The following is a 25,233-nucleotide window of genomic DNA, read 5'->3' as shown; positions in this document are numbered from 1 at the left end:
TTGGATGAGGGTGGGCGGCAAGTTAACGCCCTCCGAGGGTTCGAGTCCCGCTGCCATCGCTCAGGAAATGCAGAAACGCCCGGTCGATCCGCGAGGACCGACCGGGCGCTTCTGTATCTGGTCTCAGTTGGCCATCCACCGCACCCGGCGGGTGCGCCAGAGGACCGCCATGCCGATCAGGATCAGCAGCACGCCGGCCGCCGCGATGGCGAAGATGGGCGCACCGGTGATCGGCAGGCCGCCGCCGCCTCCGCCGCCTCCGCCGTCCTCGCCGCCCTCGGTGCCGCTCGGCTGCTTCAGGGCGACGAAAACGGGGATGTCGTCGGAGCCGCCCAGGTAGGCCTGCTTTTCGTCCGAGGTCTTGGTGACCTCGGTGAGCGACTTGTCGACCGTGGTCGGCAGAGCCGCGTGCTGCTCCTTGAACGTGGTGTCACTCACCTTGGTCGTCTTCACCGGCTGGGTGAAGTCGACGCCGCCCGTGGTCACCGTCACGCCGTTCGGCAACTCGTACTTGGTGGCGGAGAGCTCTTTCAGGTACTGGTTGAAGACGTCGGTCGGTTTCCAGTCGTCCTCCCGCTCCAGGGTGGTGACGTCGTTGGTGTCGATGCCGGCCTCTTCCGCCCGGCCGTCGGCCGTCATCCGGTCGCGGTACCACTCGGCAGCCACCCGGCTGATGTAGGCACGGCGCAGGTCCTTGAATTCGGGTGCGTCGTTCACGGCCTTGTTCAACTCGGGCAGAAGCAGGTCCCGGTAGACGGCCATGGACGGTTCGGGATTGGCCGGGCACGTGAAGTCCGGGTCGCCGGGGATCGTGAAGTCGAACGCCTCGGCCTTCACCTCGAGCGGCGCGTCGAGGATGTAGAGGCGGTTTCCCTCCTCGCGGATCGTCGCCGCCTTCGGCACGATCCACTGTCGGATGCAGGCCCCGTCCAGGCCGGTCATCCGGTTCCAGTACTCCAGGCCGACAACCGTCTTCGGGTCCTGGGATCGCGTCCAGGCCCGCTTCAACTCGAGGTCGGCATCGAGCAGGATGCGACCGACTGCGGTCTGGCCGAGGTACTCGTCGATCACCTTGTCCGGCTGACTTGGGTTGAGGTTCACCCAGAACCGCGACGGCTCCACGACCATCCAGGTGTTCAGTGCCTCGTCGGCGTCGTAGATCTGGTCGGTGCCGTCCTTCGACTCCTGGCCAGGGGTGGTCACCGTCTCGAACGAGTACGTGTTGCCGCCCGATCCGCCGTCCGTGACGTACCGCAGTTGGACCGACGAGAAGTCGATGCCACCCGGCCGGACCGGCCCCAGTTGTTTACCGACCGCCTTGCTGACCGCGCTGCCCTTGGCCAACTCCTCGGGCGACTTGGGGAGGATGGGACCTGGGGCCCTCTCCTTGAGCAGGGCCTTGACCGCGACCTGCTTCTCACCCGTCTTCGGGTGGTTGGTCTTGTCGTGGACCTCCTGGGTGGTCTCGCCCGGGCCGGGGTTCCACCGGTAGCTGTACGTGAACTTGTCCCGGACCTTGGCGGTCTCCAGGGCCGGGTTGCAGGTCTTCTTGCAGGGCTCGATCTCGGAGTAACCCTCCTTGATCGGCGAGGCCTTGGCCGGCTGGTAGGACACCTTGCCGGTCTGCGGGTCGAACTCGATGCGCGGTGCCCTGCCCCGCATCTGATCGAGCAGCCGTTCCTCGGCGTGCTGCGTACCGCCGCTGTAACCGATGATGTACTTGCCGTCCTGCAGTTGAGCGATCGCGTAGTTGCCGCGGACGTTCGTGTACAGCAAGTCCTTGGTCTTCGGCGGCCGGTGGTACCGGAGATCCAGTCGCGCCCGTTGCAGGTACGTGCTCAGTTTGGTGCACCCATAACCGACCAGGCCTTCCGGCGTGACCGGCGGACACCTGGCATCGATGATCGGCCAATCCGCGACGACCCGCGATCCCGCCTGGGCGGCGGCTGGCACACCGCCGATCACCGACCAGATCAGGACCAGGACCGTCGCGAGTCGCGTCAGCGCCCCTGTCCGCGGACGTTCCTTGATGATGTTGCCCATCAGATCCGCTGTCCCCCTTCGCACCCGCGACACAGAAAGGCCCCCCAACGCGCATTCAAGATCGCGCGTCGGCACGGGTGATCTTTTGTTTGTACGCATGTCACATGCGAGTTATGCCATACGTGAACGTCGATGTCACGTGGCTTTGAGGGATGCTAGACAGTCAGTGTTACATGGGTGTTCCCGACCGACATATCGGAAATTCTGCTAAAGGTCCGATTGATCGGCGTAGTTGCCGGCTTGGATCTCCCACGAGAGGAATTCCCAGTAGTTTTCCTCGATCATCGCCGGCGCATCCCACTCCTCGATGACCTGCCGCACCTCGTTCTTGGCGTCTTCCCAGCGGTCCGGGTCGCCACCGACGATCGCGGGCGCAAGGCCCGCCACAAGGCGTAACGAGCGGGCGAACAACCCGAGCGACGAGTTCACGAACGTTGGTGGCGGGTTTCCGTCGATGAGGAACACGGCACCCGTGTCCAGATCAAGACAGAATTCGCCCTTCAGTCCGGCCGTGGCGTAACCGAATCGCAACATGCCATCCCGATAAATCAAATCCGGGCCGAGCAGAAACAGGTCGTACTCGTCGAGTCGCAGCGATTCCGGCAGGTCCGCGCTGGCCAACTGTTCCCGCAACGCCGGCGACAGCGACTCCCACCCGTCGAGCTCCATCAGTGAAGACATGGCGGTCAATCTATCGAGCGCCGGCCAGCAGCGCGGGGATCAACTCGGCCAGGACGCCCGGTCGTTCGCGCGCCGCCTGGCACCGGGGCCGCCTCCTCCCCTGCACTGGCGCGGCATTGCTCCCTCGGCCAGGGGATGTGGCTGGCCCGGCGGTGGGAGTCGGTCACGTCGGCGCGTGGCGATGCTGGAGCACGTCAGCCGACGGGTGGCCAGAAGGAGGAGCGACATGTTCAGGTCTGGTTTTCGTACGACGGCGTTGGTGGCGGTTGCGGCCGTGGGGGTCGCGGCGTCGCCCGGTGTCGCGCAGGCCCGACAGGCCGAGGCGGCAAGCGCCGCCGCCGGGCGGTCGGTCGTCGCCGGGTTGGGACATTTCGTGTACGACGAGGTCAACACGGTCGGGCACCGGATCTGGTTCGGCGTCTACGCGGTGACGGCCCCCAACGGGTCGACGCACGGCCGGTTTCTGTACCGGCACGAGCAGGCGGACGGCACGCTGGCAGCACAGGGGCGAGCCGACGTGACGTGTCTGAAGGTCACCGGAAACGTCGCGGTGTTCACCGCGATCGTCCCGGAGGGCCAAGGCACCGCGAGGAACCATGGTTTCTACGTGAAGATCATCGACGGTGGAAGAGGGGCGGATCAGATCGTCGACGCTCAGGCGACGAACGGGAGCGAGCGACCGCCCACCGGGTGCTTCGACCCCGAGACGGACCTTCCTCCGGGCTCACCGCAGAGACCCCGCTACCCGATTCTCGCTGGCGGGTATGCCGTTCATGCCGCTGAGCAGAGCCGAGCGGGTGCCGAGGTTCCCGATCCAGAGCGCCGGGATCGGCCGTGACCATGATCTGGCGTTGGTGGGCGTACTGGCCGGCGTGGTCGGGTTACGCGGCTGCGGCCTTCTCGCTGCTGTACGGCGGGTTGGGGCTGTACTGGTGGGCCGGTGGGGACGGATTCCCGTTCGCGCCGGTCGACCCGGACCACGCGTCGGGGTCCATTCTGGAAGGCAGCCGCGTCGAGGTGGTGGCCCCGGTCATCGCCGCAGTCGGCCTGCTCGGCGCGATCGTCGCGCTGGTGATGACGCGCCGGGCCCGGCCCGGTCGCCTGTCCGTGGGGTTGGTTGCCTTCGGATGGGCGATGGCGGGCGCACTGGTTCTGATCGTTCCCGACTACACCCTGATCACCCTGGTGGCATTCGCGCCACTGCTGCTGGTCTTCGCCTTCACCGGCGTGCCCGGCGACCAGGCCGGTGTCGGTGACATTCTCTACTGGCACCGGACGAACCTGATCATCATCTTTGTCGGCGGCCTGCTGTGGGCTGCTGCCACTCTCGCCTACCGTCGGCGGGTCCGGGCCGCCTGTGGCCACTGCGGCCGCCGCCACGGGGCTGGTGACGGGCCAGCACGGCACACACTGTTGCGCTGGGGCAGATGGGCGGTCCTTGTCGCCTGCCTCGCCCCGCTGCCCTACGAGGTCACCAGGATCGCCTGGGCCCTCGGCTTCCCGCTCGGCGTCACCCCGGACTTCCTGCGGATGATGCAGGACACGCCCGGGATGCTGGCGGTCGGGCTCGGCTGCGCGGTGGCGTCAGCGGCGGGTGGCGTGCTCACCCATGGTCTGGTCGGCCGGTGGGGCGAGGTGTACCCCCGCTGGATCTGGTTCAAGGCCGGTAAACGGGTCCCGCCCGCCCTCGCCGTCGTCCCAGCGTCGATCGTGTCGGTAACGATCATTCCGGCCGGGTTGATGTTTCTGTGGACGCCCGAAGTCCGGGGCACCTGGGCTCTCTACGTTCCGAGCGTCTTCTGGATTGCCTGGGGGATTGGGCTGGGCGTCGCCACCGTCGCCTACCACCTGCGTCGGCGCGGGGCCTGCCGCCGCTGCGGCTCGGGCCACGTCAGCGACAACGGCCAGGACGGTGTCCTGTTCCGCCTCGGCTCCCTGCTGCAGGTTCACCGCAGTGCTCGCCGGCGAATTGGGTACGACGGACTTCGCGGCCGCCCACTCGTATGACTTCTGGCGGTCGTTGCACTGATGTCGTGGCCAGGACGGCCGGCCAGCGACCTCGACTGTGTTGGCGCCTCGTCGCCCTGATCAGCCTGCGCCGGTCAGCACGGGCCCGCACCCTCGTCGAAGAGGCGGCGGGCCCAGTCGGCGTACCCCACGATGGTCTTTCGGACCGTGCGCCCGTCGTGCAGGAAGAGGTACGCGCGGTCGCCGCTGCGGGCGAGCAGTCCGTCAAGCCGATGTGTCCCTTGTGGAGCGTGAAGCCGAGTGACCTGGGGATAGCGGGCCCACACCTCCTCGACAGGTGAGCCCGCTGTAATGCCCTCCGGTGTCCGCATCGGATCGCCGACCCAGAGCAGCACCAGCTTGTCCTCCACGAAGACCGGGCTGACCGTGTCGTGGCCGGCGAGCATCGGCCCGCAGGCATCCAGATCGGTGAGCAGGATGCCGCGTCGGGTCAGCTCGTCCTCGGTGTCACCGAACTCGATGTTGCTGAGGCCGTTCAGGTCGATGATCTCCACGCTGCCGGCGGGTCGGCCGTCCGGAATCGGCCCGGTTGGCGGTACGCCGCTGCCAGCGATCGAGGCAGCCGTCATCAGCGTTGCAATAAACGCAAATTGTCGCAATTTCATGGAATCCCCCAGTCCCCAACGGAACGGGGGCGTTCAGGTTGCTGCCGGTAGCCGGATTACTGATTTTCCCACTGCTCGACCAGCTCGTCCCAGTAGTCGGCACTGAGCCGACGGCGCCCGTGCGCCAGCCAGCCGTCGGTGTTCCGCTCCAGATGCAACCCCAGTTCGGCGAACGGGTCGATCCACGCGCCCGGCTCGACGCCGAGCCGGACGAGCGCCGCGTTGATCGGCCACTGCTCGCGCGGTGCATCCAGCTCGTCGTCGAAGCGCGGACCCCAGGACAGCGAACCACCCAACCACACCGCGGCCGACTGGCGGCCCGCGCCGGCCCAGAACTCCGCCTCCAGATATGCCAATGGCCCCGACAGGGACCACCGGGCCAGCAGTTCCACCAGCGCTGGAGTCAACACCAGCTCGAACGGGTGCTCTGCACTCCGGTCGTCCGTCGCGAAATCCGGCAGCGACCCGGTCAGCTCCACCACCAACTGCGGGGTGATCGGCAGCAGGGCAAAGTCCTGCCGTAGCTCGCCGAGAACCGCGTGATCCAGCTCGGCGGTCTGCTCGCGGAGCAGCTCTGCGTCCGCGACGACCGCGCTGAGCTGGTAACTCATCAAACCCTCCGTCGTCCACAGCCTGTGGATAGAACATGTGTACGACGGCTTCCCGGTCCGCCCGCCCTCGGACCGTACCCGCCGTCCGCCACCACCCCTCCGACCCCCGCGATCCTGCACTTGCTGATGCTTGTTCGGGGTAAATGCCCTGATCCGTCGGGACAGCAAACGCAAGATCGCCGAGTTGTTGAGGTCGGGGCGGCGAGTGTCGTTAGGCGCTGCGGGTGAGGTGCGTGACGAACGTGCGCCAGGACTTCGGCGCGAAGGTGAGCGCCGGGCCGGTCGGGTCTTTCGAATCCCGTACGCCGATGACGCCGGGCAGATTGTCGGCGACCTCGACACACGCGCCGCCGTTGCCGCTGCTGCGGCTGCTCTTGCGCCACCTGGCGCCATTCAGCTCCATGACTCCGCCACTTTCATGATGAGATCGACTGACTGCCAGTGGGACAGCGCCTCTCCGCGCACGTTCTCCCATGCCGCCATCATGGCGGCGATGTCGTCGGGGTCGCTAGCCACTTGTCCCTGGAGTTGGTTGTCGAGATAGCCGGCGACCCGGTGGTCGTGGCTGTGGGCGATCACGAACGGCCCGTTGAGGCCGGCGTAGGCGCCGACCGTGCTGGGCACGACGTGCACCCGGATGTGCGGCTCGGCGCAGGCCGTCACCACGGCCAGCAGTTGCTCGCGCATGGTCGACCGACCGCCGACCGGGCGATGGAGGATCGCCTCGTCGATGACCGCCGTGAACTGCGGCGGGTCGTCGCGTTTGAGCACGCCCTGCCGGCCGAGCCGAACCGTGAGGTGTCGGTCGATGTCGTCGCGAGGGATCAGACCTGCGCCGCTCAGCACCGCGCGGGCGTACGCCTCGGTCTGGAGCAACCCCGGCAGAACGGTTGACTCAAACCACCGCAGCGACACCGCCTCCCGCTCGATCTCCTGCCATGGACGGAACCAGATGGGGTCACGACGTCTTGAAGTGTCCGGCCAGATGTCCGACACGTCCTTGTGGAGAGCCTCGGCCGCCGCCAGGCGGTGCCGAGGATGCGGGATGCGCCCCTCGGTCAACCAACGCCCCACGGTCTTCGGGTCGACGCCGACGGTTTCGGCGAGGGATTCGGTGGTGTGCCCGGTGTCGCTGAGCGCCACCCGAAGCGCGTCGTTCACGGCCCCTCCATCGGATGTCTCAAATATTTGAAGACCATATCGCTACGCGGTGTATCTGTCCGGTGACCCGCCCGAGGGTGGTTCACAGAAGACGGCGCGGCCGGTGGAGGTGCAGTAGCCCGGCGGTCGGCGTCAGTTCGGGTGCCGCCCCGACGGGGAGGCGGGGCGGCACCCCTCCAACGCCGAAGGAGACCCGCCCATGTCCCGCCGCCGCCACCGGGATCACCTACCGACCCGCCCCACCTGGCGCTGCGCGGCGTGCGGCATCGCCTGGCCCTGCTCGGCGGCGAAGCTGCGATTGCTCGGCGAGTACCGGCACGACCGGCTGGCGTTGACCGTCTACCTGGCGACGCTCCAGGCCGAGGCCGGCGAACAGCTCACCGAGGTCGACCCGGCGCGGCTGACCGAACGCTTTCTCACCTGGGCCCGCGCCCGCGGCTAACGGGTGCTCCTGGCCCCGGCCCTCGGCCGACGGGTGTCACGGACGCCAGATCACCACGGCGACCTCTTGTCGCCGTTCGGCGAAGAGACCATCTCGCGCCGTCGTGGTCAGGACACCGCGCAGGTCAGCCTCGAACGCGGGGAGCCGGTCACCGAACAGGTGCGGCGCCGAGCTGGACAGCGAGAACACCGCCGAGGTGATCTCCTCCACGGAACGCTCCACGATCATCCCCCCGTCGACCTCGATCCGGATGGGGCCGGTGAAGCCAGCCTCCAACATGATCTCCTGCTCCCCGGAAGGGGTGCCCGCCGGCAACAACCCCTGCCCGGCCCGGCGGACCGGCCCCAGGTAGCTGGCGACCAGTTCGTCGATCTCCCGCCAGGGCGGGTGGGGGTAGGGCAGCGTCTCGTCGTCGGCCGGGCCGCGATGCGTGCTGGCGGCCACGTGGACCCAGGCCCCGTCGGGCGTGAGCATCTCGCGCACGCGACGAGCCACGAGCGAGCGATCCATCCAGTGGAACGACTGGGCGAACGTGGCCACCCGGAACGTACCCAGGTCGGCCGGCAGGGCCTCGGCGCGTAGGTGTCGCCACTCGACGTTGGTCGCCCCGATGTCATCAGCTCGGCGCCGCCCCTCGACGAGCATGTCCTGGTCAGCGTCAACGCCCACCGCCACCTCGAACAGGGGCGCGAGCAGCAGCGTCAACGACCCGGGCCCACAGCCGACGTCGAGGAGTCGGCCGCTGCCGTCGAGTCCGAGCGCGGTGCCGATGGCCTCCGCGAGACTGGATGGATAGGGCAGCCGGCCGACGCTGTAGTGGCGGGCGCTGCCCGCGTACAACGACCTGTCCCACTGCCACGTCGCCTCAGTCACGACGTCGATCAGACCACAGGGCAGCGCAGCGGGTGGGTTATGCCGTCTCAGTTGGACAGTCGTACGGGTTGGCTCAAGCTCTGCAAGACCGATCTGCGCGGCGCCAACCTTGAGTTCGCCAGCCTGCGCTGGTGCACCCTCGGCGGCGCGACCATGCCCGCGGTGCTGAGTGGCGCGAGGATGTTCGGGTGCCAGTTCGAAGGCGCGAAGGGGGCCGTCGTCGGTCCGGTCTTCGTCGACGAGGAAGCGACCCGGTTCCTCGGCGGCGGCGAACTCGAAGAGTGGCTCTCGACGCAGGGCGCGGAGAGCGTCCAGGTGGTGGGCTAAAGCCACCGCGTAGACGACTCAGGGCGCGGGCATGACGCCGAGGGCGGCCAGCAGCATGGGCACGGCCAGCAGGATCACGCCCAACGCCACGGGTGCGCCGAGCGCGCCGAGGACGACGACGCCCTTCCGGAGTCTGAAGCGCCGCGAGTATGAGATCGCCAGGACGCCGAAGCCGGCCGCAACCAACAGGAAGAAGAGCACGTAAGCGACCCCGGCCAGGTCGATCTGGTCGGCGCTACCAGCCAGGCCCGAGGCCATGCCGATCGCTTGCACCACGCTGCCCAGGGCGTACACGGCGAGCATCGCGAACGCTCCCCACACCAACACGCCCAGAAACACCGGAGGAAGAAATCTCGGGCGGCTGGCGACCGACAACAGTGCCACGGCCGCGCCCACCGCCTTGAGCCCGACGACAAGCCAGTTCATCACGGCGATCCCGGTGGAATATTCGGCATAGGGACCGTCGGCGAAGCGATCGGTCAGCTCGAAAACGATGTTGACGACCGCGAACCCGACGCAGCACAGGGCCATCAGACGGCCGGTCACGGTGATGCCGATGCCGGGTCGCGCAGGGGCCTCGGGACGATCGGTTGCGTGAGCAGCGGCTGTCATCCCGGTAGTCAACAGCAGTCCCGCAGCCAAGTCCTCCCTCCCGAAGGGGAGATCGGCAACATGGATTAGCGAAGCGACCGGACCCGGGAGCGGTGGCCACGCTTCGTCCCGACGTACCGATCACTCACGGGTGGCTGCCCGGGCGGCCCGGGAGTGACGTAGAGACGACGAAGGGCCGGTCCCCGGTGGGGCCGACCCTCGCGTTTGTGATCAAGCGAGCGGAGGATACGAGATTCGAACTCGTGAGGGTGTAAACCCAACACGCTTTCCAAGCGTGCGCCCTAGGCCTCTAGGCGAATCCTCCGCGAGCCAGGATACAGGTCCGCGTCGGCCGGGCCACCCCACCACCCCCTGAAGATCGACGGGCGGTCGGGTAGGCTTGGCGGCACCTCCCGTGCGGCGGTATCTCGTGAACCTCCCCAGGGCCGGAAGGCAGCAAGGATAAGCGAGCTCTGCCGGGTGCACGGGAGGCCTTTTCGTTTCCGGGGCCCTCGATCCACTCCAGGTCGCCGATGTGGGGCTTTCCCGGGCCGTGGATGCCGCCATGTCGCCGACATGGAGTCGATCAAGCCGGTCAAACGGGTCAAACGCGCCGCAACCAAGGTGCGCGGCGGGGTGGGTGGTCACCCGCGCCCGACCGGCGCAGAATGGCTCGGTCGAGAGGAGGCGGGACGAGTGACGCTGGCGCTCTACCGCAAGTACCGGCCGCGTACCTTCGCTGAGGTCATCGGTCAGGAGCACGTGACCGAGCCACTGTCGCAGGCGCTGCGCAGCGGACGGCTCAACCACGCCTACCTCTTCTCCGGGCCGCGCGGCTGCGGCAAGACCTCCAGCGCCCGGATCCTGGCCCGCTCACTCAACTGTGAGCAGGGCCCCACCCCCGAGCCGTGCGGCAAGTGTGAGTCCTGCCGCTCGCTGGCCACCGACGGCGCCGGCTCGATCGACGTGATCGAGATCGACGCGGCCAGCCACGGTGGTGTCGACGACGCCCGTGAGCTGCGTGAGCGCGCCTTCTTCGCGCCAGCCAGCAGCCGCTTCAAGATCTACGTGATCGACGAGGCGCACATGGTCTCGACCCAGGGCTTCAACGCCCTGCTCAAGCTGGTCGAGGAGCCTCCGGAGTACGTCAAGTTCATCTTCGCCACCACCGAGCCGGAGAAGGTCCTCGGCACGATCCGCTCGCGGACCCACCACTACCCGTTCCGGCTGATCCCGCCGAAGGTGCTCCGCCCGTACCTGGAACAACTCACCCAGGCCGAGGGCGTCGCCGTCGAGCCGGCGGTCTTCCCGCTGGTGGTCCGCGCCGGCGGCGGTAGCGCCCGGGACAGCCTCTCGGTGCTCGACCAGCTCATGGCCGGCGCCGGCCCGGAGGGCGTCACCTACGCACGGGCCGCCGCGCTGCTCGGGGTCACCGACGCCGCGTTGATCGACGAGATGTGCGACGCGCTGGCCGCCGGGGACGGCGCCGCCGCGTACGCCACCGTCGACCGGGTCGCCGAGGCCGGGCACGACCCGCGCCGGTTCGCCGCCGACCTGCTGGAACGGCTACGCGACCTCATCGTGCTCCAGCAGGTGCCGGATGCCGCCGCGAAGGGCCTGATCGACGGCCCGACCGACCAGATCGAGCGGATGGCCGCCCAGGCCTCCCAGCTCGGCCCGGCCACGCTCTCCCGCTGCGCCGACATCGTGCACGACGGCCTGGTGGAGATGCGCGGCACCACCGCGCCCCGCCTTCTGCTGGAGCTGATCTGCGCCCGGATGCTGCTGCCCGGCGTGGACGACTCCACCGGTGGCCTCCTCCAGCGCCTGGAGCGGATGGAACGCCGGCTCACCCTGGGCGGCACCGACGCGCCGTCGGCCCCCGCCGGCTCCGCTCCGGCCACCCACCCGGGAGTACGCCCACACCCGGGCACCCCGGTCCCGGCTGCCGCGACCCCGGCACCCCTCAACGCCCCGACCTCCGCACCGCCGTGGGCGGTCGACCCGGCAGCGTCCCCGACCCGGAGCGCTGCGACCTCGGCCGCTCCCGCGTCGGCTGCCTCGGTCTCCGGCACACCTGCCTCGCACGCTCCGGTCTCCGGCGCACCGGCTTCGCACGTCCCGACCTCCGGCGCACCTGCCTCGTACGTCTCGGCCGCCGACTCGCCGATCCCGGCGTCACCCGGCGCGTCGGCCGTCGCCGGGTCGGCACCCGAGGATCGGTTCGCACCTGCCGGGCCGGGCACCGGCTCGCCGGCCCCACGTCGCGTGGTGCCACCGTCGGCGGTGCTTCCCGACCCGGCCACGCCGGAGCCGCCTCGACCGGGTGCGCCGGCCGCGGCGCTGGACGCGGTAGCGGTTCGCCGCGTCTGGCCCGACGTGGTCGGCAAGGTCAACCGGACCAACAAGCGGATCGCCGCCCTGATGCGTGACGCCGTGGTGCGTGAACTTGACGGCGACATGCTGGTGCTGACGGTGAAGTCCACCGTGCTGGCCAAGATGATGGCCGATCACGCGGCGGTGCTCACCGACGCGCTCTACGAGGAGTTGGGCGGGCGCTGGCAGATCCGCTGCGAGGTGGCCGGTGAGCGCGGTGGCGTGTCGCTGTCCGGCTCGCAGCGCTCGCAATCCGCGCCGGCCCGCCCCACCGCCCCGCCCTCCGCGCCAGACGGGCCGCCGACCCCGCCGAGCGCGCCGAACCCGAGTGCTGGGCCTGCCGCCTTCAACGCGCCGAACCCGAGTGCCGTGGTGAACGCGCCGAGCCCGACTGCCGGGTCCGCCGCGTCGAGCCCGACTTCCGGGCCTGCCGCGTCGAGCCCGACTTCCGGGCCTGCCGCGTCGAGCCCGACTTCCGGGCCTGCCGCGTCGAGCCCGACTTCCGGGCCTGCCGCGTCGAGCCCGACTGCCGGCCCGATGAGCGCGCCGCCCGCCGTGCCGACCCCAACCGCTGCTTCCGGCCCGACCAACGCGCGGCCTGTCGCAGCGAATCCGACCGGCGGCGCCGGCCCGGGTGCCCGTGGCGGTCTGTCTGGCGGAGCGGAGGCGCGCGGCGGGGAGGGTTCCGGTGGCGATGGCTCCGGTGGCCGCGATGCGGGCCGGGGAACGCCGCCCACCGCATCCGCTGACGGCGATGACGACTGGCCGGAGGCGGCCCGTCCCGGCGGTGGCGCCCTCACTGCCGAGGCGACCGATGACGAGGACTGGCCGGAGGCTGCCCGCCCGGGTGGCGCGTCGGTCGGGAACGACGTAGGCCCTGGCACCGCACCAGGCAGCCCCGGCTCGGCATCCACACCGACCGGCGCGAACGGCACCGGCGCGAACGGCGGTGGCGCGCACGGCGGCAGTGCGAGCGGCGGTGGCGCGCACGGCGGCAGCAGCAACGGCGGTAGCTCCAACGCCGGCAACGGGACCCGCACCGGACCGGGCGGTTCGGGTGTCCCCGACCCAGCGGCCGGTGGTAACTCCGGCGCGCGGGGCAACCCGACACCGGCGGCCCGGCAGCCGGCGACAGCCGGTGGTGCGCCGGTGAGCAGCGCCATCGCCGCAGCTCGCGCGGCGGCGGCGGGGCGTGGTCCGCGTACCGGATCGGCGGCCCGGCCCATCGCGGACGCCGAATGGGCCGGCGAGCCGCCCTACGACCCGGACTTCGACGGCCCCTCGCGGGGTGGTCGGCCGGGAGGCGCGGCGCCAGCGGCGGCCCCGGCCTACGAGGGGTTCGACCCGGGCGACGAGCCGTTGGACGAGGTCATCGACGAGAAGACCGCCCGTGAGTCAAGTGAAGAGCAGGCGGTACGGCTGCTCCGCGAGACGTTCGGGGCCGAGAAGATCGACGAGGTCGACGCTCGCTAACGTCCGTCGATCATGGAGTCGTGGTGGGTGGGGTTGGGGGAGCGAGCCCGGTTGGTTGCTGTTTCGGCTAGCAGGACGCCGAGGCAGCAGGCCCAGAGCGGGAAGGGCAGCACGGCGACCCGTTCCATGCCGCCGACCCCGATGCCGACGCCCTGCTGGGCGAAGAACAACACCGTCCCGACCAGCGCGACGAGCCCGGCGGTGAGGGTGATTCGTCGCCACCTGCCGAGCGTCGTGGTGCCCGGCGCGAAGCCGGCGAGGAGCAGACCGACGTTGCCCAGGCCCATGATCAGGAATGCGCCGAGGACGTGCAGGTTCTCGTCGACGTCGGCGGGGTAGAGGGCTGCCAGGGCGTATCCGCCGGTGGCCAACAGCAGGAGTGTCTGGGCCGAGCGCACCACCGCGCCGCGACCAAGGATCCGCCAGGTCAGCAGGAGCCCGGCGGCGAGCAGCAGCGCGGTGGCCAGCGTCGCGGCGTTCATCAGCGGGTGCCAGGGCGAGCAGACGTAGCGGAGTCGACTGCTGTCCCACATGCCGCAGTGGGCGTTGCCGAGGTCGCTGATGTTCTGAATGGCCCAGCTGTAGGTCGGCTCGCGCCAGCGCAGGCCGGTGACCAGGCTGGCGATGAGGAAGATCGGTGCGGCCGCGACCCAGCACAGTGCGCCGACCCGGCCGGTGCGGTTGAGATTCATGTCCATGAGCACACCAGAGCGACGGCTCTCGCGCACTACCGACAGATGGTTGGTTCGGGGTAGAGGTAGCCGTACCCGGCAGGCAGTTCAAGCCGGGGTGGAAGGTGTTGCGGGCACTGTCATGATGTGCGCCATGAAGATCACCTCCGCTCCACAGGGGGTCGCCGACACCAGCCGTCGCCATATCAAGGCCGCAGTGCTGGCGGTCGCTGGTCTGGCCGCGCTGTTGTGGGCGTGGTCGATGTCGTGGGTGGCGGTGCGCCCCGGTCAGGCCGTCGTTGATCGGCTTCTCGGTCATCGTCCGCCGACCGAGGTGCGGACGTTCGCGTTGACCGACCTTGCGGGCTACTGGCAACCGCTGTGCGTCGGATGGGGCGCGCTGCTGGTGCTGCTGGTGGTGGCCTGGTTGCGCCCGCCGTGGCGGTTCGGTCTGCGGCTGGCCGCGATGCTGCTCGGCGTGGTTCTGGCAGTCGGCACCCTCCTTCCCGGCACGGCCGCCATCGACGTCAGCGGCTTTCCGCTGCAGGCCAACCCCAGTACGGAATTCCTCGGCGGTGTGTGGCTCGGCCTCCTCGGGGTGGCGTTGCTGATGCGCGCCGTGACGACCCTGCCGGAGCTGTCGACCCCCGCCGCGCCGGAGGCACCACCCGCCCTACCGGCCGATGAGCCCATCGCGACAGACCCGTCGGCTGCGCCGGACTCGACCCCCTTCGTTTGGCAGGGTTCACGGCGGAACGCCCGATCGGCAGCGCCGTGGTGGCGGCGACCGGGACCGATCGTCGGCGTGCTGACGGTTCTCGGTGTGGCCACCATCCTTGGCGTGGTTACCTGGCGGGCGATCCACTCGGTAGATGACTCGGTGGATGAGCAGCCCGCCGAGCTCGGCGCGTTGGTGGTGGTGGCTCCGCCCGATTCGGCACCCACCGCGCCGGCCGCAGCGGACGACCGGGTCGACCTGGGCCGGATTCTGCCGCTCTCCCCGGCACGGGCGAACCTGCTCGCCGAGCAGGCGGGCGACGACGTGGTCCACGTGGCTGGCACGGCCTGGACGCGCCCGGACGATGCTGCCGTATCGATCACCCTGGTCCAGTTCAGTTCGTCGGCGTCGGCTGACCAGTTCCAGCGTTCCTACGCCGACTTACGGCAGGCAACTCCCGGCGAGGCGACCCCGCTCGCCGACGTGCCGGGGGCGGCGGTCTTCGTTGGTGCCGAGCGGGCCGGCGTGTGGGCCGTCGCGGGCCGGGCCAAGGTCGTCGTGATCGTCAGCGTGGTCGGCGGGCCGTCGGAAACCGTGCCCGTCGTCGAGTCCCTGCTTCGCAACCAGTACGACCGGCTCTGAGCAGTGGCCGGAAGGCTCGGCGTGGGCGGACGCACCGGGCGAGGTGAGGTCGGTCCCAGCGGATAGGCTGGGCGGCGGTCGATCAGACGAGTGCGAGAAGGAGCCATCCGTGCGCCCAGGTGGACAGCCGAACATGCAGCAGATGCTGAAGCAGGCGCAGAAGATGCAGCAGCAGATCGCCGCCGCTCAGGCCGAGTTGGCCGAGGCCGAGCTGACCGGCACCGCCGGCGGTGGGCTGGTCACCGCGACCGTCTCCGGTGCCGGTGAGCTCAAGGCCATCAAGATCGACCCGAAGGCCGTCGACCCGGACGACGTGGAGACTCTGGAAGACCTGGTCGTTGCGGCCGTGCACAACGCCGCCGAGGCGGCACGGGAGCTGACCGAGCGCAAGATGGGCCCGGTCACCGGTGGCATGGGCGGCCTCGGCCTGCCCGGTTTCTGAGCCGGCAGATGTACGAAGGTGCCATTCAGGATCTGATCGACGAACTGGGCCGGCTGCCGGGCGTGGGCCCGAAGAGCGCTCAGCGGATCGCGTTCCACGTCCTGTCGGCGGATCCTGCCGACGTCAACCGGCTGGCCGGCGCGCTGCGCAAGGTCAAGGAGCTGGTGCGGTTCTGCACGACCTGCTACAACGTGGCCGAGTCCGAGCAGTGCCGGATCTGCCGCGACCCGCGCCGCACCGACGAGGTGCTGTGCGTGGTGGAGGAGCCCAAGGACGTGGTGGCCATCGAGCGGACCGGTGAGTTCCGCGGTCGCTACCACGTGCTGGGTGGCGCGATCAATCCGCTGGAGGGGATCGGCCCGGACAATCTGCGCATCCGGGAGCTGATGATCCGGCTCGGTGGTGGCGGGGTGCGGGAGTTGATCCTGGCCACCGACCCGAACACCGAGGGCGAGGCGACCGCCACCTACCTGGCGCTGATGGTGAAGCCGATGGGGATCTCGGTGACCCGGCTCGCCAGCGGGCTGCCGGTCGGCGGCGACCTGGAGTACGCCGACGAGATCACCCTCGGCCGGGCCTTCGAGGGTCGCCGGGCCGTCTGAGTCGTACCCCCGGGGGTGGTGCCGTCGTCGACGGTGCCACCCCCGTCGTGGTGCCCGGGCCCCGTGTGGATCGATGTGTCGCTCCATGTATTCACCGTGCCGTCGACTGTCAGACCCCGGCGGAAGGTGTCGGCTTGGTAGCGATTGCCTGACGGCCGTTCCGCATCGCGTGTGACATGTCATAGCCTCCCGCACACGGACCGAGCCACAGCTCGGCGTGGTCATGCGCATGACAGAGGTGAGAGATGCAGGCGAGAAGGCTTAAAACGGCCGTGGCCATCGCGGCCGTTGCCGCTCTGGCGGTCGGCGCGGCCGGCTGCGCGAAGAGCGAGCGCGACGGCGACAGTGGCGAGGCCAAGACTGGCGGCACCTTCATCTTCGCGGGTGCCGGTGACCCGAAGAACTTCGATCCGATCTTCAACGATGACGGTGAGTCGTTCCGGCCGGTCCGGCAGATGTTCGACACCCTGGTGACCCACAAGCCGGGCACCGCGGACCTCGAGGGTGGGCTGGCCGAGACCTGGGAGCACGACCCGGACGGCAAGGTCTGGACGTTCAAGCTCCGCCAGGGCGTGAAGTTCCACGACGGGACGCCGTTCAACGCCGCCGCGGTCTGCTTCAACTTCGACCGCTGGTACAACATGAAGGGCGCTGCCGCCCAGTCCCAGATGATCTACTACATGGACACCTTCGGCGGGTTCGCCAAGAACGAGGCCGAGGGTGCCGGCGAGTCGATCTACAACAAGTGCGAGGCCAAGGACGACGGAACCGCCGTCCTGACCCTGAACAAGTACAAGGGCGCCTTCCCCGGTGCCTTCGCGCTGACCTCGCTGTCGATCGCGAGCCCCGAGGCGCTCAAGAAGTACGACGCCAACACGGTCACGCAGAACGGTGACTCGTTCTCGTACAGCGCGTTCGCCAACGAGCACCCGGTTGGCACCGGTCCGTTCACCTTCGGTGGGTGGGACAAGGCCAAGAACGAGATCACCCTGAACCGGAACGCTGACTACTACGGCGACAAGGCCAAGGTAGACAAGGTGATCATCAAGATCATCAAGGACGAGAGCACCCGCAAGCAGGAGCTCCGTGCCGGCACCGTCCAGGGCATCGACTTCCCGGCCCCGGCCGACCGCAAGGCGCTTGAGGGTGAGGGCTTCCAGGTCGTCAACCGCCCGGCGTTCAACATCCTCTACCTGGGCCTCAACCAGAAGAACCCGAAGCTCAAGGACCTGCGGGTGCGCCAGGCGATCGCCTACGCGCTCAACCGCCAGCAGCTGGTGCAGACCAAGGGCCCGGGTGGCGCCAAGGTCGCCGACGAGTTCCAGCCGGACACCGTGCTCGGCTACGCCCCGGACGTGCAGAAGTACGAGTACAACCCGGACAAGGCCAAGCAGCTCCTCAAGGAGGCCGGCGCCGAGGGTCTGACGCTGAACTTCTACTACCCGCCGGACGTCACCCGGCCGTACATGCCGAACCCGCAGGAGATCTTCACCGTCCTCGCCAACGACCTGCAGGCCGTCGGCATCAAGGTCAACGGTGTGCCTCGCCCGTGGAACGGTGGCTTCAAGGACGACGTGCAGCAGTTCGGCAAGCACGACCTGCACATCCTCGGCTGGACCGGTGACTACAACGACCCGGGCAACTTCGTCGGCACCTTCTTCGGCCGTGCCAAGGCCGAGTTCGGTGACCAGTCGATGACCGAGATGTTCGACGCCATCGCCAAGGCCGACGGCACCGTCGACGACGCCGGCAAGAAGGCGGCCTGGGAGCAGGTCAACCGGGACATCGCCGCCAAGTGGCTGCCGGCCGTGCCGCTCTGGCACGCCCCGCCGGCCATCGTCGTCACCAAGGACGTCAAGGGTCTGGTTGCCAGCCCGTTGACCGACGAGCGGTTCAACACGGTCAGCATCAGCAAGTGACGTTCATCGGCTGACGTCGTAGGCGTGATCGGCCCGGGTCCGGGGCTCCTCCCGGCCCGGGCCGATTCCGCGATCATCGAGAGTCTGGTGTGTGAGAGATGTTGCGAGTCATAGTTCGCCGCCTGCTGCAGTTGGTGGTGACCCTCATAGCGCTGTCGGCGCTGATCTTCATCTGGCTGCGGAACCTGCCCGGAGGCCCGGTCGAGGCGCTGCTCGGCGAGCGGGCCACGCCCGAGCGCCGCGCCCTGCTGACCAAGGCGCTCGGCTACGACCAGCCGATCCTGGTGCAGTACGGCAAGTTCATGCAGCGGGTGGTGACCGGCGATTTCGGCAACTCGATCCGGACCGGTGACCCGGTCACCGACGTCATCAGCCGCGCCTTCCCGGCCACCATCGAGCTGGCCCTCGCCGCGATGATCATCGCGGTCGGTCTCGGGGTGCCGCTCGGCTACCTCGCCGCGCGTTGGCGTGGACGCTCGCTGGACAACCTCACCATCGCCGGCACCCTGCTCGGCATCTCGATCCCGATCTTCTTCCTGGGCTACCTGCTCAAGGACGTCTTCACGCAGAACATCCACTGGTTCCCGCCGTCCGGGCGGCTCACCACCGGCCTGGACAACACCAATGTCACCGGGTTCTTCGTGCTCGACGGCCTGCTGACCCGGGAGTTCGATGCCAGCGCCGACGCGCTGTGGCATCTGATCCTGCCGGCGATCACGCTCGCCACCATCCCGCTGGCGGTGATCGTGCGGATCACCCGGGCCAGCGTGCTCGACGTGCTGAACGAGGACTACGTGCGGACCGCCGAGGCGAAGGGCTTGCGGCACCGCACGATTCGTGGCCGGCACATCCTGCGCAACGCGCTGCTGCCGGTGGTCACGACAATCGGTCTGCAGACCGGCGCGCTGCTCTCCGGCGCGGTGCTCACCGAGAAGGTCTACAACTGGGGCGGCATCGGCACGCTGATCACCGACTCGATCAGCGGCGGCCGGGACTACCCGGTGCTCCAGGCGATCATCCTGCTCGCCGCGCTGGTCTTCGTGGTGGTCAACCTGCTGGTTGACCTCTCCTACGCCTTCATCGACCCGAGGGTGCGTGTGCGATGAGTGACCCGATCACCCAGGCCGGCACGCCGGCTCCCCGCAGCGGGGACGACAAGCCACGCCCCGGCATGAGCGAGCGCAGCATCGGCGTGCTCGGCGACCGTAAGAAGGCCCGGCTCGACGAGTTGGCCCGGGCGAGCGCCGCCGACCGTGGCGGGGTCAGCCTCGTCCGCGACGCCGTACGCCGACTGCGGCGCAACCCGGTCGCCATCCTCGGAGCCGGCATCGTGGGGCTGTTCGTCCTGGTGGCGATCTTCGCTCCGCTGATCGCCCCACACGATCCGGTGCAGCGCTTCGACGAGCTGACGAAGAACCTCACCGTCGACACGATCCCGGGCGCCAGCGGCGAATTCCCGCTCGGCTCCGATCCGCTCGGCCGGGACTTCCTGTCCCGCATGATCTACGGCGCCCGGCAGACGCTCTTCGTCGGTGTGCTCGCCACCCTCATCGGTCTCGCGCTCGGCGTGCTGATCGGCGCGATCGCCGGTGCCTTCGGCGGCTGGGTCGACGTCGTCCTGATGCGACTCACCGACGTGATGCTGGCCCTGCCCAGCCTGCTGCTCGCGATCACCCTGGTCGCGATGGCCAGCCGGTCGAGCCAGTGGACGGTCATCTTCGCGGTGGCCATCGTGAGCGTGCCGATCTTCGCCCGGCTGCTGCGCGGCTCGATGCTGGCCCAGCGGGAGAGCGACCACGTGCTCGCCGCCCGCGCGCTCGGCGTCAAGGAGCGCAACATCGTGCTGCGGCACATGTTGCCCAACTCGTTGACCGCGGTGATCGTGCAGGCCACCCTGACCTTCGCGGTGGCCATTCTGGACGCCGCGGCGCTTTCCTTCCTGGGCCTCGGCGACCCGGACATCAACCGGGCGGAGTGGGGTCTGATGCTCGGCGTGGACGGTCAGCGCTATTTCGAGGTTCGTCCGGAGTTGGCGTACTTCCCCGCGCTCGCGATCATCGTGGTCGCGCTCGGCTTCACCCTGCTGGGTGAGGCGATGCGTGAGGCGATCGACCCGAAGAACCGGCGGTGACGACGGTGAGCGCCAGCAGCACGGCCGGCACCCGTCTCGGGCGAGCGCGAGGAGTGAGCTTGCGAGCCCCGCAGTCGCGAGCGAAGGACCAAAGCAGTGAGGAAGTGACTCGATGAGCCTGCTCGACGTCCGTGACCTGAGCGTCGTGTTCCAGCGGCGAGGCGAGCGGCCCTTCACCGCCGTGGACAAGGTCAGCTTTACGGTGGAGCCGGGGCAGACGGTTGGCCTGGTCGGCGAGTCCGGTTGCGGTAAGAGCGTGACCAGCCTGGCCATCATGGGCCTGTTGCCCAAGCGAGGTAACAAGGTGACCGGGGAGGTGCTCTTCGAGGGCACCGACCTGCTGAAGCTGCGGCCGGACGACATGCGCGACCGACGCGGTCGGGAGATCAGCATGATCTTCCAGGACCCGCTCTCCTCGCTGAATCCCGTCATCCCGATCGGGATCCAGGTCGCCGAGGTGTTGGAGCGACACCAGGGCCGGGACCGCAAGCAGGCGCTGCGCGAATCGCGGGAGTTGCTCGACGCGGTCGGAATTCCCGACCCGCAGCGGCGGCTCACGGAATACCCGCACCAGATTTCCGGCGGAATGCGCCAGCGCGCGCTGATCGCCATCGCGCTGGCCTGCAAGCCTCGACTGCTGATCGCCGATGAGCCGACGACCGCGCTCGACGTGACCATCCAGGCGCAGATCCTCACCCTGCTCAAGCAGTTGGTCGACGAAACCGGCACCGCACTCGTCATGATCACGCACGATCTGGGTGTGGTGGCCGGGCTCTGCGACACCGTGAACGTGCTCTACGGCGGCAAGGTGGTCGAGCGGGAGCGGCGGCACGAGCTGTTCGCGCATGCCCGGCACCCGTACACGCACGGGTTGCTCAACTCGGTGCCCCGGCTGGACTCACCGCGCGGTGAGCGGCTGCACGCGATCCGCGGGTCGGTCGCCGACAACATCCCGTGGGTCGAGGGTTGCGCGTTCGCGCCGCGCTGCGACAACGTCGTGGACGCGTGCCTGGAAGGGCCCCCGCCGCTCGAACCCACCGCCACCGGCGGTGACCTCCGCTGCAACAACCCCGTCTCCGAGGAGGTGGCGGTCCGATGACCGAACAGACCGAACCCCTGATCGAGCTGCGCGACGTCAAGGTCCACTTCCCGATCAAGAGCGGCCTGCTCTTCGATCGCACCGTCGGGTACGTCTACGCGGTGGACGGCGTGTCGCTGAGCATCCGCAAGGGTGAGACGTACGGCCTGGTCGGTGAGTCGGGATGCGGCAAGTCGACGCTCGGTCGCGGCCTGCTGCGGCTCGTCGAGCCGACCGAGGGCGAGATCATCTTCGACGGCACCGACGTCCGCGCCCTCAAGGGTGAGGCGATGCGGCACGCCCGCCGCCGGATGCAGATGATCTTCCAGGACCCGCTCTCCAGCCTCGACCCCCGGCAGTCGGTGGAGTCGCTGTTGGTGGAAGGACTCAAGGCGCACGGGCTGGCCAACGACAAGGCCGAAACGAACCGGCGGCTGCGCGAGACGCTGGAAGCGGTCGGCCTCCCCGCGTCGTCCCTGAGCAAATACCCGCACGAGTTCTCCGGCGGCCAGCGGCAGCGGATCGGCATCGCCCGGGCGCTGGTGCTCAACCCGGACCTGATCGTCGCCGACGAGCCGGTCTCCGCGCTGGACGTGTCCATCCAGGCCCAGGTGCTCAACCTGCTGGAGGACCTGCAGAACGAGCGCGGCCTGACGTACCTGATCATCGCCCACGACCTGGCGGTGGTCCGGCACATCGCCGACACGGTGGGTGTCATGTACCTCGGCGGGCTGGTGGAGGAGGCGTCCAGCGACGACCTCTACCGCGAGCCGATGCACCCGTACACCCGAGCGCTGATGTCCGCGGTGCCGGTGCCCGATCCGCTCGTCGAGGACCGCCGGGAGCGGATTCTGCTCGCCGGCGACCTGCCCTCCCCGACGAACCCGCCGTCGGGCTGCCGGTTCCACACCCGGTGCCCGTGGGCGCAGCCGACCCGGTGCGCCGACGAGCGGCCGCAGTTGCGCGACGTGGTCGGCGGGCATCGGGTGGCCTGCCACTTCGCCGAGGACATCGCTGCCGGCACGATCCGGCCGCACGAGGTCGAGGTGGAACTGGTCCGCCCGGCCGAGGGCACCGGCCCCGTCGACCCGCCGGGCGAGCTGATCCCGACCCCGTGACGCCGCCAGGGGCCGTCCCGAACAGGACGGCCCCTGAGCCGGTATGCGGTCTGGCGGCGGCTCAACCCTCGCGGCGGCTCAACCCTCGGGACGGTGCAGCAGGCCCACCGCGACACCGTGTACCGCGTCCAGCCCTGCCGGGTCGGCCAGCGCGACCGACGCGCCGGTTACCGTGTACCACTCGTCCGCGTCCTTGTACTGCACCCGGAGGGTGATCTTGCCGTCCGCGTACTCGGTGCGCAGGGTCAGGTCGCCGGTGACGACGCCGACCTCATCGGTCATCACGCCGCCAGGGCCGGGCACGATGTCGGTGGTGCGGCTCTGCGGGCCAGCCGAACCGCCCGAATCGGCGACCATGCCGGCACCCGGCACGGCGGCGGGAGCCTCGGCGGTGCCGTCCGCGGTCATGCCGGCGGCGGACGGGCCGCTCTCCCCGGCAGTGCTCACGAATCGCTCCCCACTGAACAGCCCTCCAACATCTCGGTCAGGGCGGTCTTCTCGGCGCTGGTCACCGTCAGCCGCCAGTAGTGCTTGACCGTTACCCAACTTTCAGCGTACTTGCACCAGTACGACCGGTTAGCCGGCTTCCACTGCGAAGGGTCCTGGTCACCCTTTGACCGGTTTGAGGACGCGGAAACCGCGAGGAGTTGCGGACGGGTGGTGTCGTTGGCGAAGTCACCGCGCTTCGCGTCGTCCCACTCGTCGGCACCCGAGCGCCACGCATTGGCCAACGGCACCATGTGGTCGATGTCCACCTCGGAGGGATCGGCGGCGCTGCGGCCGTCGTACACGCTCTCCCAGCGACCATCGACCACGTTGCAGCCGGAGAGCTTCACCTCCTTGCCGTCACGCTGGAGGATGCTGTCCCGCACGTCGCAGTTCTTGCCCGTGTCCCGCCAGTGCGGGAAGTGGTCTCGGCTGTAGCCCTTCATCGAGCCAGCGGTGGCAACGGTGAGCTGACCGAGTTGCTCCATGGCGCTGCCGCCGTCGCTCGGCGGCGGCGTGTCCGGCTCGTCCTGCGGGACGCAACCGGCCACGCTGAGCGCCAGCGCCGCGGCGAGCGCGGCCACCGCCGCTCGCGGTCCTGATCTGGTACGCACAGACGACACCTCTCCAGCTTGCGGTCTCCCGGCGATTGCGCACAGTACCCGGGGATGGTTTCGGCGTTTCGTGGCGTCTCCCACATGGTGCAAGGCAGATTGGTGGGATGACCGCACCCGTACCGGCGCCCGCCCTCCGAATGGGGACCGCCGCCGGTCGGGGGACGTTGCTCGCCGCCGTTCTCGCCTCCGGCATGGTCTTCCTCGACACAACTGTCGTCAACGTGGCGTTGCCGAAGCTCGGGCAGGACCTCGGCGCGAACGTATCCGATCTCCAGTGGACCATCAATGGCTACCTGCTGATGTTGGCTGCGTTCGTGCTGCTCGGCGGCGCACTCGGGGACCGCTTCGGTCGGCGACGCATCTTCCTCATCGGCGTGGTCTGGTTCACCGCCGCCTCCGTGCTGTGCGGGTTGGCCCAGGGGACCGGTTGGCTGATCGCGGCCCGGTTCATCCAGGGTGCCGGCGGTGCGCTGCTCACGCCCGGATCGCTGTCGGTTCTGCAGGCCAGTTTCCACCCGGATGACCGGGGCCGGGCCATCGGCGCCTGGGCCGGGCTGTCCGGGGTGTCCACCGCGCTGGGCCCGTTCATCGGGGGCTGGCTGATCGACGCGCTGTCCTGGCGCTGGATCTTCTTTCTCAACCTGCCGATCGCCGTGCTGGTGGTGCTGGCCGCGATGCGCTGGGTGCCCGAAAGCAGAGACGAGAGCGCCTCGCGGACCGCTGGGCCGGGACGGACGCGACGGCGGTTCGACGTCGGAGGAGCACTGCTCGGAGCGCTCGCGCTCGCCGGCGTCACGTACGCCCTGATCGACGCGCCGACCCGCGGCTACGACTCGGCGCCGGTGCTGATCGCCGCGCTCGTCGGCCTGCTCTCCGCGGCGGCCTTCGTGCTGCTCGAACGGCGCCGCGGCGACGGGGCGATGCTACCCACCGGGCTGTTCAGCAGCCGACTCTTCTCGGTGCTGAACCTCTTCACCGTGGTCGTGTACGCGGCGCTCGGCGGCTTCACCTTCTTCTTCGCCGTGTATCTGCAGAACGTGGTCGAATGGTCGGCCTTCCGCACCGGCATCGCGTTGCTGCCGATGACCCTGCTGCTGCTGATCGGGTCTGCTCGGACAGGTGCCCTGTCGGCACGGATCGGGCCGCGACTGCCGCTGACCGTCGGGCCGGTGATCGCCGCGGTCGGTCTGCTGCTGCTGCGCGGCATCGGGCCGGGTGCGTCGTACTGGACGGACGTGCTGCCCGGGGTGCTGCTCTTCGGCATCGGGCTGACCCTGGTGGTGGCACCGCTGACCGCGTCGGTGCTGGCTGCCGTGCAGGACCGGTTCTCCGGGGTGGCCAGCGGTTTCAACAACGCCGCGTCCCGCGCCGGTAGCCTGCTCGCGGTGGCGGCGTTGCCGCTGCTGGTCGGCCTCTCCGGGGGCGGCTACGAGCAGAAGGCTGAGCTGACCGACGCGTTCCGAGGTGCGATGGAACTGTGCGCCGGCCTGCTCGTGGTGGGCGCGGTGCTGGCCCTCCTGCTGGTCCACCGACCGCCCCGGGACGCCCCGCCGTCCCAGCCCTGCCATTCGCTGCCCGCCGCGACACCCCCGAAGTAG

Annotated in this window: 25 protein-coding genes, 1 tRNA gene and 1 other RNA gene; 15 read left to right on the top strand and 12 right to left on the bottom strand. The window is 69.4% G+C overall.

All coding sequences use genetic code 11. The features are described from left to right. Positions 1 to 123: 123 nt before the first annotated feature. Together JOD64_RS13280 and JOD64_RS13275 are read right to left on the bottom strand one after the other, a co-directional pair. Positions 124 to 2,043 (bottom strand): hypothetical protein, encoded by a 1,920-nt coding sequence (locus JOD64_RS13280; protein WP_204942515.1) that lies wholly within the window; start codon positions 2,041 to 2,043, stop codon positions 124 to 126. A 207-nt stretch (positions 2,044 to 2,250) separates the two neighbouring features. After that, positions 2,251 to 2,724 carry an SUKH-4 family immunity protein gene (locus JOD64_RS13275; RefSeq protein ID WP_204942514.1) on the bottom strand — a complete coding sequence of 158 codons (474 nt, stop codon included), beginning with the start codon at positions 2,722 to 2,724 and terminating at the stop codon, positions 2,251 to 2,253. A gap of 226 nt (positions 2,725 to 2,950) precedes the next feature. Here JOD64_RS13275 and JOD64_RS13270 point away from each other — a divergent pair, with 226 nt between their 5' ends. Both JOD64_RS13270 and JOD64_RS13265 read left to right on the top strand, forming a co-directional pair. Continuing rightward, on the top strand, positions 2,951 to 3,562 hold the full coding sequence (locus JOD64_RS13270; RefSeq protein WP_204942513.1) for a hypothetical protein: 612 nt from the start codon (positions 2,951 to 2,953) through the stop codon (positions 3,560 to 3,562). Between the two features lie 2 nt (positions 3,563 to 3,564). Continuing rightward, positions 3,565 to 4,731, top strand: a complete 1,167-nt coding sequence (locus JOD64_RS13265; RefSeq protein WP_239560784.1) for an NYN domain-containing protein — start codon at positions 3,565 to 3,567, stop codon at positions 4,729 to 4,731. Positions 4,732 to 4,826: 95 nt separating this feature from the next. Here JOD64_RS13265 and JOD64_RS13260 read toward each other — a convergent pair whose 3' ends face one another. The 4 genes from JOD64_RS13260 to JOD64_RS13245 all read right to left on the bottom strand — a co-directional run bounded on the left by JOD64_RS13260 (position 4,827) and on the right by JOD64_RS13245 (position 7,129). Beyond that, complete coding sequence (locus tag JOD64_RS13260) at positions 4,827 to 5,321, bottom strand: hypothetical protein (RefSeq protein WP_204942512.1); 495 nt, start codon at positions 5,319 to 5,321, stop codon at positions 4,827 to 4,829. Positions 5,322 to 5,413: 92 nt separating this feature from the next. Next, positions 5,414 to 5,968: a hypothetical protein gene (locus JOD64_RS13255; protein WP_204942511.1), complete on the bottom strand. Its 555-nt coding sequence runs from the start codon at positions 5,966 to 5,968 to the stop codon at positions 5,414 to 5,416. Positions 5,969 to 6,179: 211 nt separating this feature from the next. After that, positions 6,180 to 6,371 carry a DUF397 domain-containing protein gene (locus JOD64_RS13250; protein WP_204942510.1) on the bottom strand — a complete coding sequence of 64 codons (192 nt, stop codon included), beginning with the start codon at positions 6,369 to 6,371 and terminating at the stop codon, positions 6,180 to 6,182. Further along, positions 6,362 to 7,129, bottom strand: a complete 768-nt coding sequence (locus tag JOD64_RS13245; RefSeq protein ID WP_204942509.1) for a helix-turn-helix domain-containing protein — start codon at positions 7,127 to 7,129, stop codon at positions 6,362 to 6,364. The genes JOD64_RS13250 and JOD64_RS13245 overlap by 10 nt, the downstream gene beginning before the upstream one ends. A 199-nt stretch (positions 7,130 to 7,328) precedes the next feature. Here JOD64_RS13245 and JOD64_RS13240 point away from each other — a divergent pair, with 199 nt between their 5' ends. Continuing rightward, positions 7,329 to 7,571: a flavin reductase gene (locus JOD64_RS13240; RefSeq protein ID WP_204942508.1), complete on the top strand. Its 243-nt coding sequence runs from the start codon at positions 7,329 to 7,331 to the stop codon at positions 7,569 to 7,571. A 36-nt stretch (positions 7,572 to 7,607) separates the two neighbouring features. Here JOD64_RS13240 and JOD64_RS13235 read toward each other — a convergent pair whose 3' ends face one another. Beyond that, entirely contained in the window at positions 7,608 to 8,444 is an 837-nt protein-coding gene (locus JOD64_RS13235) for a class I SAM-dependent methyltransferase (RefSeq protein WP_204942507.1), read from the bottom strand. 39 nt (positions 8,445 to 8,483) lie between these two features. Between JOD64_RS13235 and JOD64_RS13230 the strand changes: the two genes are divergently transcribed. Continuing rightward, on the top strand, positions 8,484 to 8,771 hold the full coding sequence (locus JOD64_RS13230) for a pentapeptide repeat-containing protein (protein ID WP_204942506.1): 288 nt from the start codon (positions 8,484 to 8,486) through the stop codon (positions 8,769 to 8,771). Positions 8,772 to 8,789: 18 nt separating this feature from the next. On the opposite strand, the gene JOD64_RS13225 is transcribed toward JOD64_RS13230, so the two are convergent. Further along, on the bottom strand, positions 8,790 to 9,383 hold the full coding sequence (locus tag JOD64_RS13225; RefSeq protein WP_204942505.1) for a hypothetical protein: 594 nt from the start codon (positions 9,381 to 9,383) through the stop codon (positions 8,790 to 8,792). A 219-nt stretch (positions 9,384 to 9,602) separates the two neighbouring features. Then, positions 9,603 to 9,687: transfer RNA gene (locus tag JOD64_RS13220), tRNA-Ser, on the bottom strand. A gap of 82 nt (positions 9,688 to 9,769) precedes the next feature. On the opposite strand from JOD64_RS13220, the gene ffs reads away from it, so the two are divergent. Both ffs and JOD64_RS13210 read left to right on the top strand, forming a co-directional pair. Continuing rightward, an RNA gene (gene ffs, locus JOD64_RS13215) (signal recognition particle sRNA small type) lies at positions 9,770 to 9,859 on the top strand. 199 nt (positions 9,860 to 10,058) lie between these two features. Further along, a complete protein-coding gene (locus JOD64_RS13210) occupies positions 10,059 to 13,211 on the top strand; it encodes a DNA polymerase III subunit gamma and tau (protein ID WP_204946041.1) in 3,153 nt (1,050 codons plus the stop codon). Here the strand turns inward: JOD64_RS13210 and JOD64_RS13205 are convergent. Then, the gene (locus tag JOD64_RS13205) at positions 13,208 to 13,909 is read right to left on the bottom strand and encodes a DUF998 domain-containing protein (RefSeq protein WP_239559498.1); all 702 of its coding nucleotides are present in this window, start codon (positions 13,907 to 13,909) and stop codon (positions 13,208 to 13,210) included. The genes JOD64_RS13210 and JOD64_RS13205 overlap by 4 nt on opposite strands. A gap of 127 nt (positions 13,910 to 14,036) precedes the next feature. On the opposite strand from JOD64_RS13205, the gene JOD64_RS13200 reads away from it, so the two are divergent. From JOD64_RS13200 to JOD64_RS13165, 8 genes are all read left to right on the top strand, one after another. Continuing rightward, complete coding sequence (locus JOD64_RS13200) at positions 14,037 to 15,242, top strand: hypothetical protein (RefSeq protein ID WP_204942504.1); 1,206 nt, start codon at positions 14,037 to 14,039, stop codon at positions 15,240 to 15,242. A 133-nt stretch (positions 15,243 to 15,375) separates the two neighbouring features. Further along, on the top strand, positions 15,376 to 15,684 hold the full coding sequence (locus JOD64_RS13195) for a YbaB/EbfC family nucleoid-associated protein (protein WP_239560778.1): 309 nt from the start codon (positions 15,376 to 15,378) through the stop codon (positions 15,682 to 15,684). Positions 15,685 to 15,692: 8 nt separating this feature from the next. Then, positions 15,693 to 16,286: a recombination mediator RecR gene (gene recR, locus JOD64_RS13190; protein WP_030328135.1), complete on the top strand. Its 594-nt coding sequence runs from the start codon at positions 15,693 to 15,695 to the stop codon at positions 16,284 to 16,286. 245 nt (positions 16,287 to 16,531) lie between these two features. Then, positions 16,532 to 18,205: an ABC transporter substrate-binding protein gene (locus tag JOD64_RS13185; protein WP_204942502.1), complete on the top strand. Its 1,674-nt coding sequence runs from the start codon at positions 16,532 to 16,534 to the stop codon at positions 18,203 to 18,205. 98 nt (positions 18,206 to 18,303) lie between these two features. Further along, complete coding sequence (locus JOD64_RS13180) at positions 18,304 to 19,311, top strand: ABC transporter permease (RefSeq protein ID WP_204942501.1); 1,008 nt, start codon at positions 18,304 to 18,306, stop codon at positions 19,309 to 19,311. Between the two features lie 65 nt (positions 19,312 to 19,376). Continuing rightward, positions 19,377 to 20,336, top strand: a complete 960-nt coding sequence (locus tag JOD64_RS13175; RefSeq protein WP_204946039.1) for an ABC transporter permease — start codon at positions 19,377 to 19,379, stop codon at positions 20,334 to 20,336. 112 nt (positions 20,337 to 20,448) lie between these two features. Further along, positions 20,449 to 21,435, top strand: coding sequence for an ABC transporter ATP-binding protein (locus JOD64_RS13170; RefSeq protein ID WP_110563644.1), 987 nt, complete (start codon positions 20,449 to 20,451; stop codon positions 21,433 to 21,435). Further along, on the top strand, positions 21,432 to 22,532 hold the full coding sequence (locus JOD64_RS13165; RefSeq protein ID WP_204942500.1) for an ABC transporter ATP-binding protein: 1,101 nt from the start codon (positions 21,432 to 21,434) through the stop codon (positions 22,530 to 22,532). Before JOD64_RS13170 ends, JOD64_RS13165 begins: the two co-directional genes overlap by 4 nt. Positions 22,533 to 22,610: 78 nt before the next feature. On the opposite strand, the gene JOD64_RS13160 is transcribed toward JOD64_RS13165, so the two are convergent. Beyond that, the gene (locus JOD64_RS13160; protein ID WP_204946038.1) at positions 22,611 to 23,000 is read right to left on the bottom strand and encodes a hypothetical protein; all 390 of its coding nucleotides are present in this window, start codon (positions 22,998 to 23,000) and stop codon (positions 22,611 to 22,613) included. Then, positions 22,976 to 23,632, bottom strand: coding sequence for an HNH endonuclease family protein (locus JOD64_RS13155; RefSeq protein WP_204942499.1), 657 nt, complete (start codon positions 23,630 to 23,632; stop codon positions 22,976 to 22,978). The genes JOD64_RS13160 and JOD64_RS13155 overlap by 25 nt, the downstream gene beginning before the upstream one ends. 107 nt (positions 23,633 to 23,739) lie before the next feature. Here JOD64_RS13155 and JOD64_RS13150 point away from each other — a divergent pair, with 107 nt between their 5' ends. After that, positions 23,740 to 25,233: an MFS transporter gene (locus JOD64_RS13150; protein WP_204942498.1), complete on the top strand. Its 1,494-nt coding sequence runs from the start codon at positions 23,740 to 23,742 to the stop codon at positions 25,231 to 25,233.

Origin of the sequence: Micromonospora luteifusca (assembly GCF_016907275.1) — a bacterium.
Lineage (GTDB): Bacteria > Actinomycetota > Actinomycetes > Mycobacteriales > Micromonosporaceae > Micromonospora > Micromonospora luteifusca.
This window is presented reverse-complemented; position numbering and strand designations above follow the sequence as displayed.

Coding starts and splice junctions, on each gene's coding strand:
- JOD64_RS13170 (WP_110563644.1), top strand. CDS start 20,449: ATGAGCCTGCTCGACGTCCGTGACCTGAGCGTCGTGTTCCAGCGGCGA.
- JOD64_RS13185 (WP_204942502.1), top strand. CDS start 16,532: ATGCAGGCGAGAAGGCTTAAAACGGCCGTGGCCATCGCGGCCGTTGCC.
- JOD64_RS13175 (WP_204946039.1), top strand. CDS start 19,377: ATGAGCGAGCGCAGCATCGGCGTGCTCGGCGACCGTAAGAAGGCCCGG.
- JOD64_RS13260 (WP_204942512.1), bottom strand. CDS start 5,321: ATGACGGCTGCCTCGATCGCTGGCAGCGGCGTACCGCCAACCGGGCCG.
- JOD64_RS13250 (WP_204942510.1), bottom strand. CDS start 6,371: ATGGAGCTGAATGGCGCCAGGTGGCGCAAGAGCAGCCGCAGCAGCGGC.
- JOD64_RS13270 (WP_204942513.1), top strand. CDS start 2,951: ATGTTCAGGTCTGGTTTTCGTACGACGGCGTTGGTGGCGGTTGCGGCC.
- JOD64_RS13150 (WP_204942498.1), top strand. CDS start 23,740: ATGACCGCACCCGTACCGGCGCCCGCCCTCCGAATGGGGACCGCCGCC.
- JOD64_RS13180 (WP_204942501.1), top strand. CDS start 18,304: ATGTTGCGAGTCATAGTTCGCCGCCTGCTGCAGTTGGTGGTGACCCTC.
- JOD64_RS13165 (WP_204942500.1), top strand. CDS start 21,432: ATGACCGAACAGACCGAACCCCTGATCGAGCTGCGCGACGTCAAGGTC.
- JOD64_RS13265 (WP_239560784.1), top strand. CDS start 3,565: ATGATCTGGCGTTGGTGGGCGTACTGGCCGGCGTGGTCGGGTTACGCG.
- JOD64_RS13230 (WP_204942506.1), top strand. CDS start 8,484: ATGCCGTCTCAGTTGGACAGTCGTACGGGTTGGCTCAAGCTCTGCAAG.
- JOD64_RS13205 (WP_239559498.1), bottom strand. CDS start 13,909: ATGGACATGAATCTCAACCGCACCGGCCGGGTCGGCGCACTGTGCTGG.
- recR (WP_030328135.1), top strand. CDS start 15,693: ATGTACGAAGGTGCCATTCAGGATCTGATCGACGAACTGGGCCGGCTG.
- JOD64_RS13195 (WP_239560778.1), top strand. CDS start 15,376: ATGCAGCAGATGCTGAAGCAGGCGCAGAAGATGCAGCAGCAGATCGCC.
- JOD64_RS13275 (WP_204942514.1), bottom strand. CDS start 2,724: ATGTCTTCACTGATGGAGCTCGACGGGTGGGAGTCGCTGTCGCCGGCG.
- JOD64_RS13255 (WP_204942511.1), bottom strand. CDS start 5,968: ATGAGTTACCAGCTCAGCGCGGTCGTCGCGGACGCAGAGCTGCTCCGC.
- JOD64_RS13200 (WP_204942504.1), top strand. CDS start 14,037: ATGAAGATCACCTCCGCTCCACAGGGGGTCGCCGACACCAGCCGTCGC.
- JOD64_RS13240 (WP_204942508.1), top strand. CDS start 7,329: ATGTCCCGCCGCCGCCACCGGGATCACCTACCGACCCGCCCCACCTGG.
- JOD64_RS13225 (WP_204942505.1), bottom strand. CDS start 9,383: ATGACAGCCGCTGCTCACGCAACCGATCGTCCCGAGGCCCCTGCGCGA.
- JOD64_RS13280 (WP_204942515.1), bottom strand. CDS start 2,043: ATGGGCAACATCATCAAGGAACGTCCGCGGACAGGGGCGCTGACGCGA.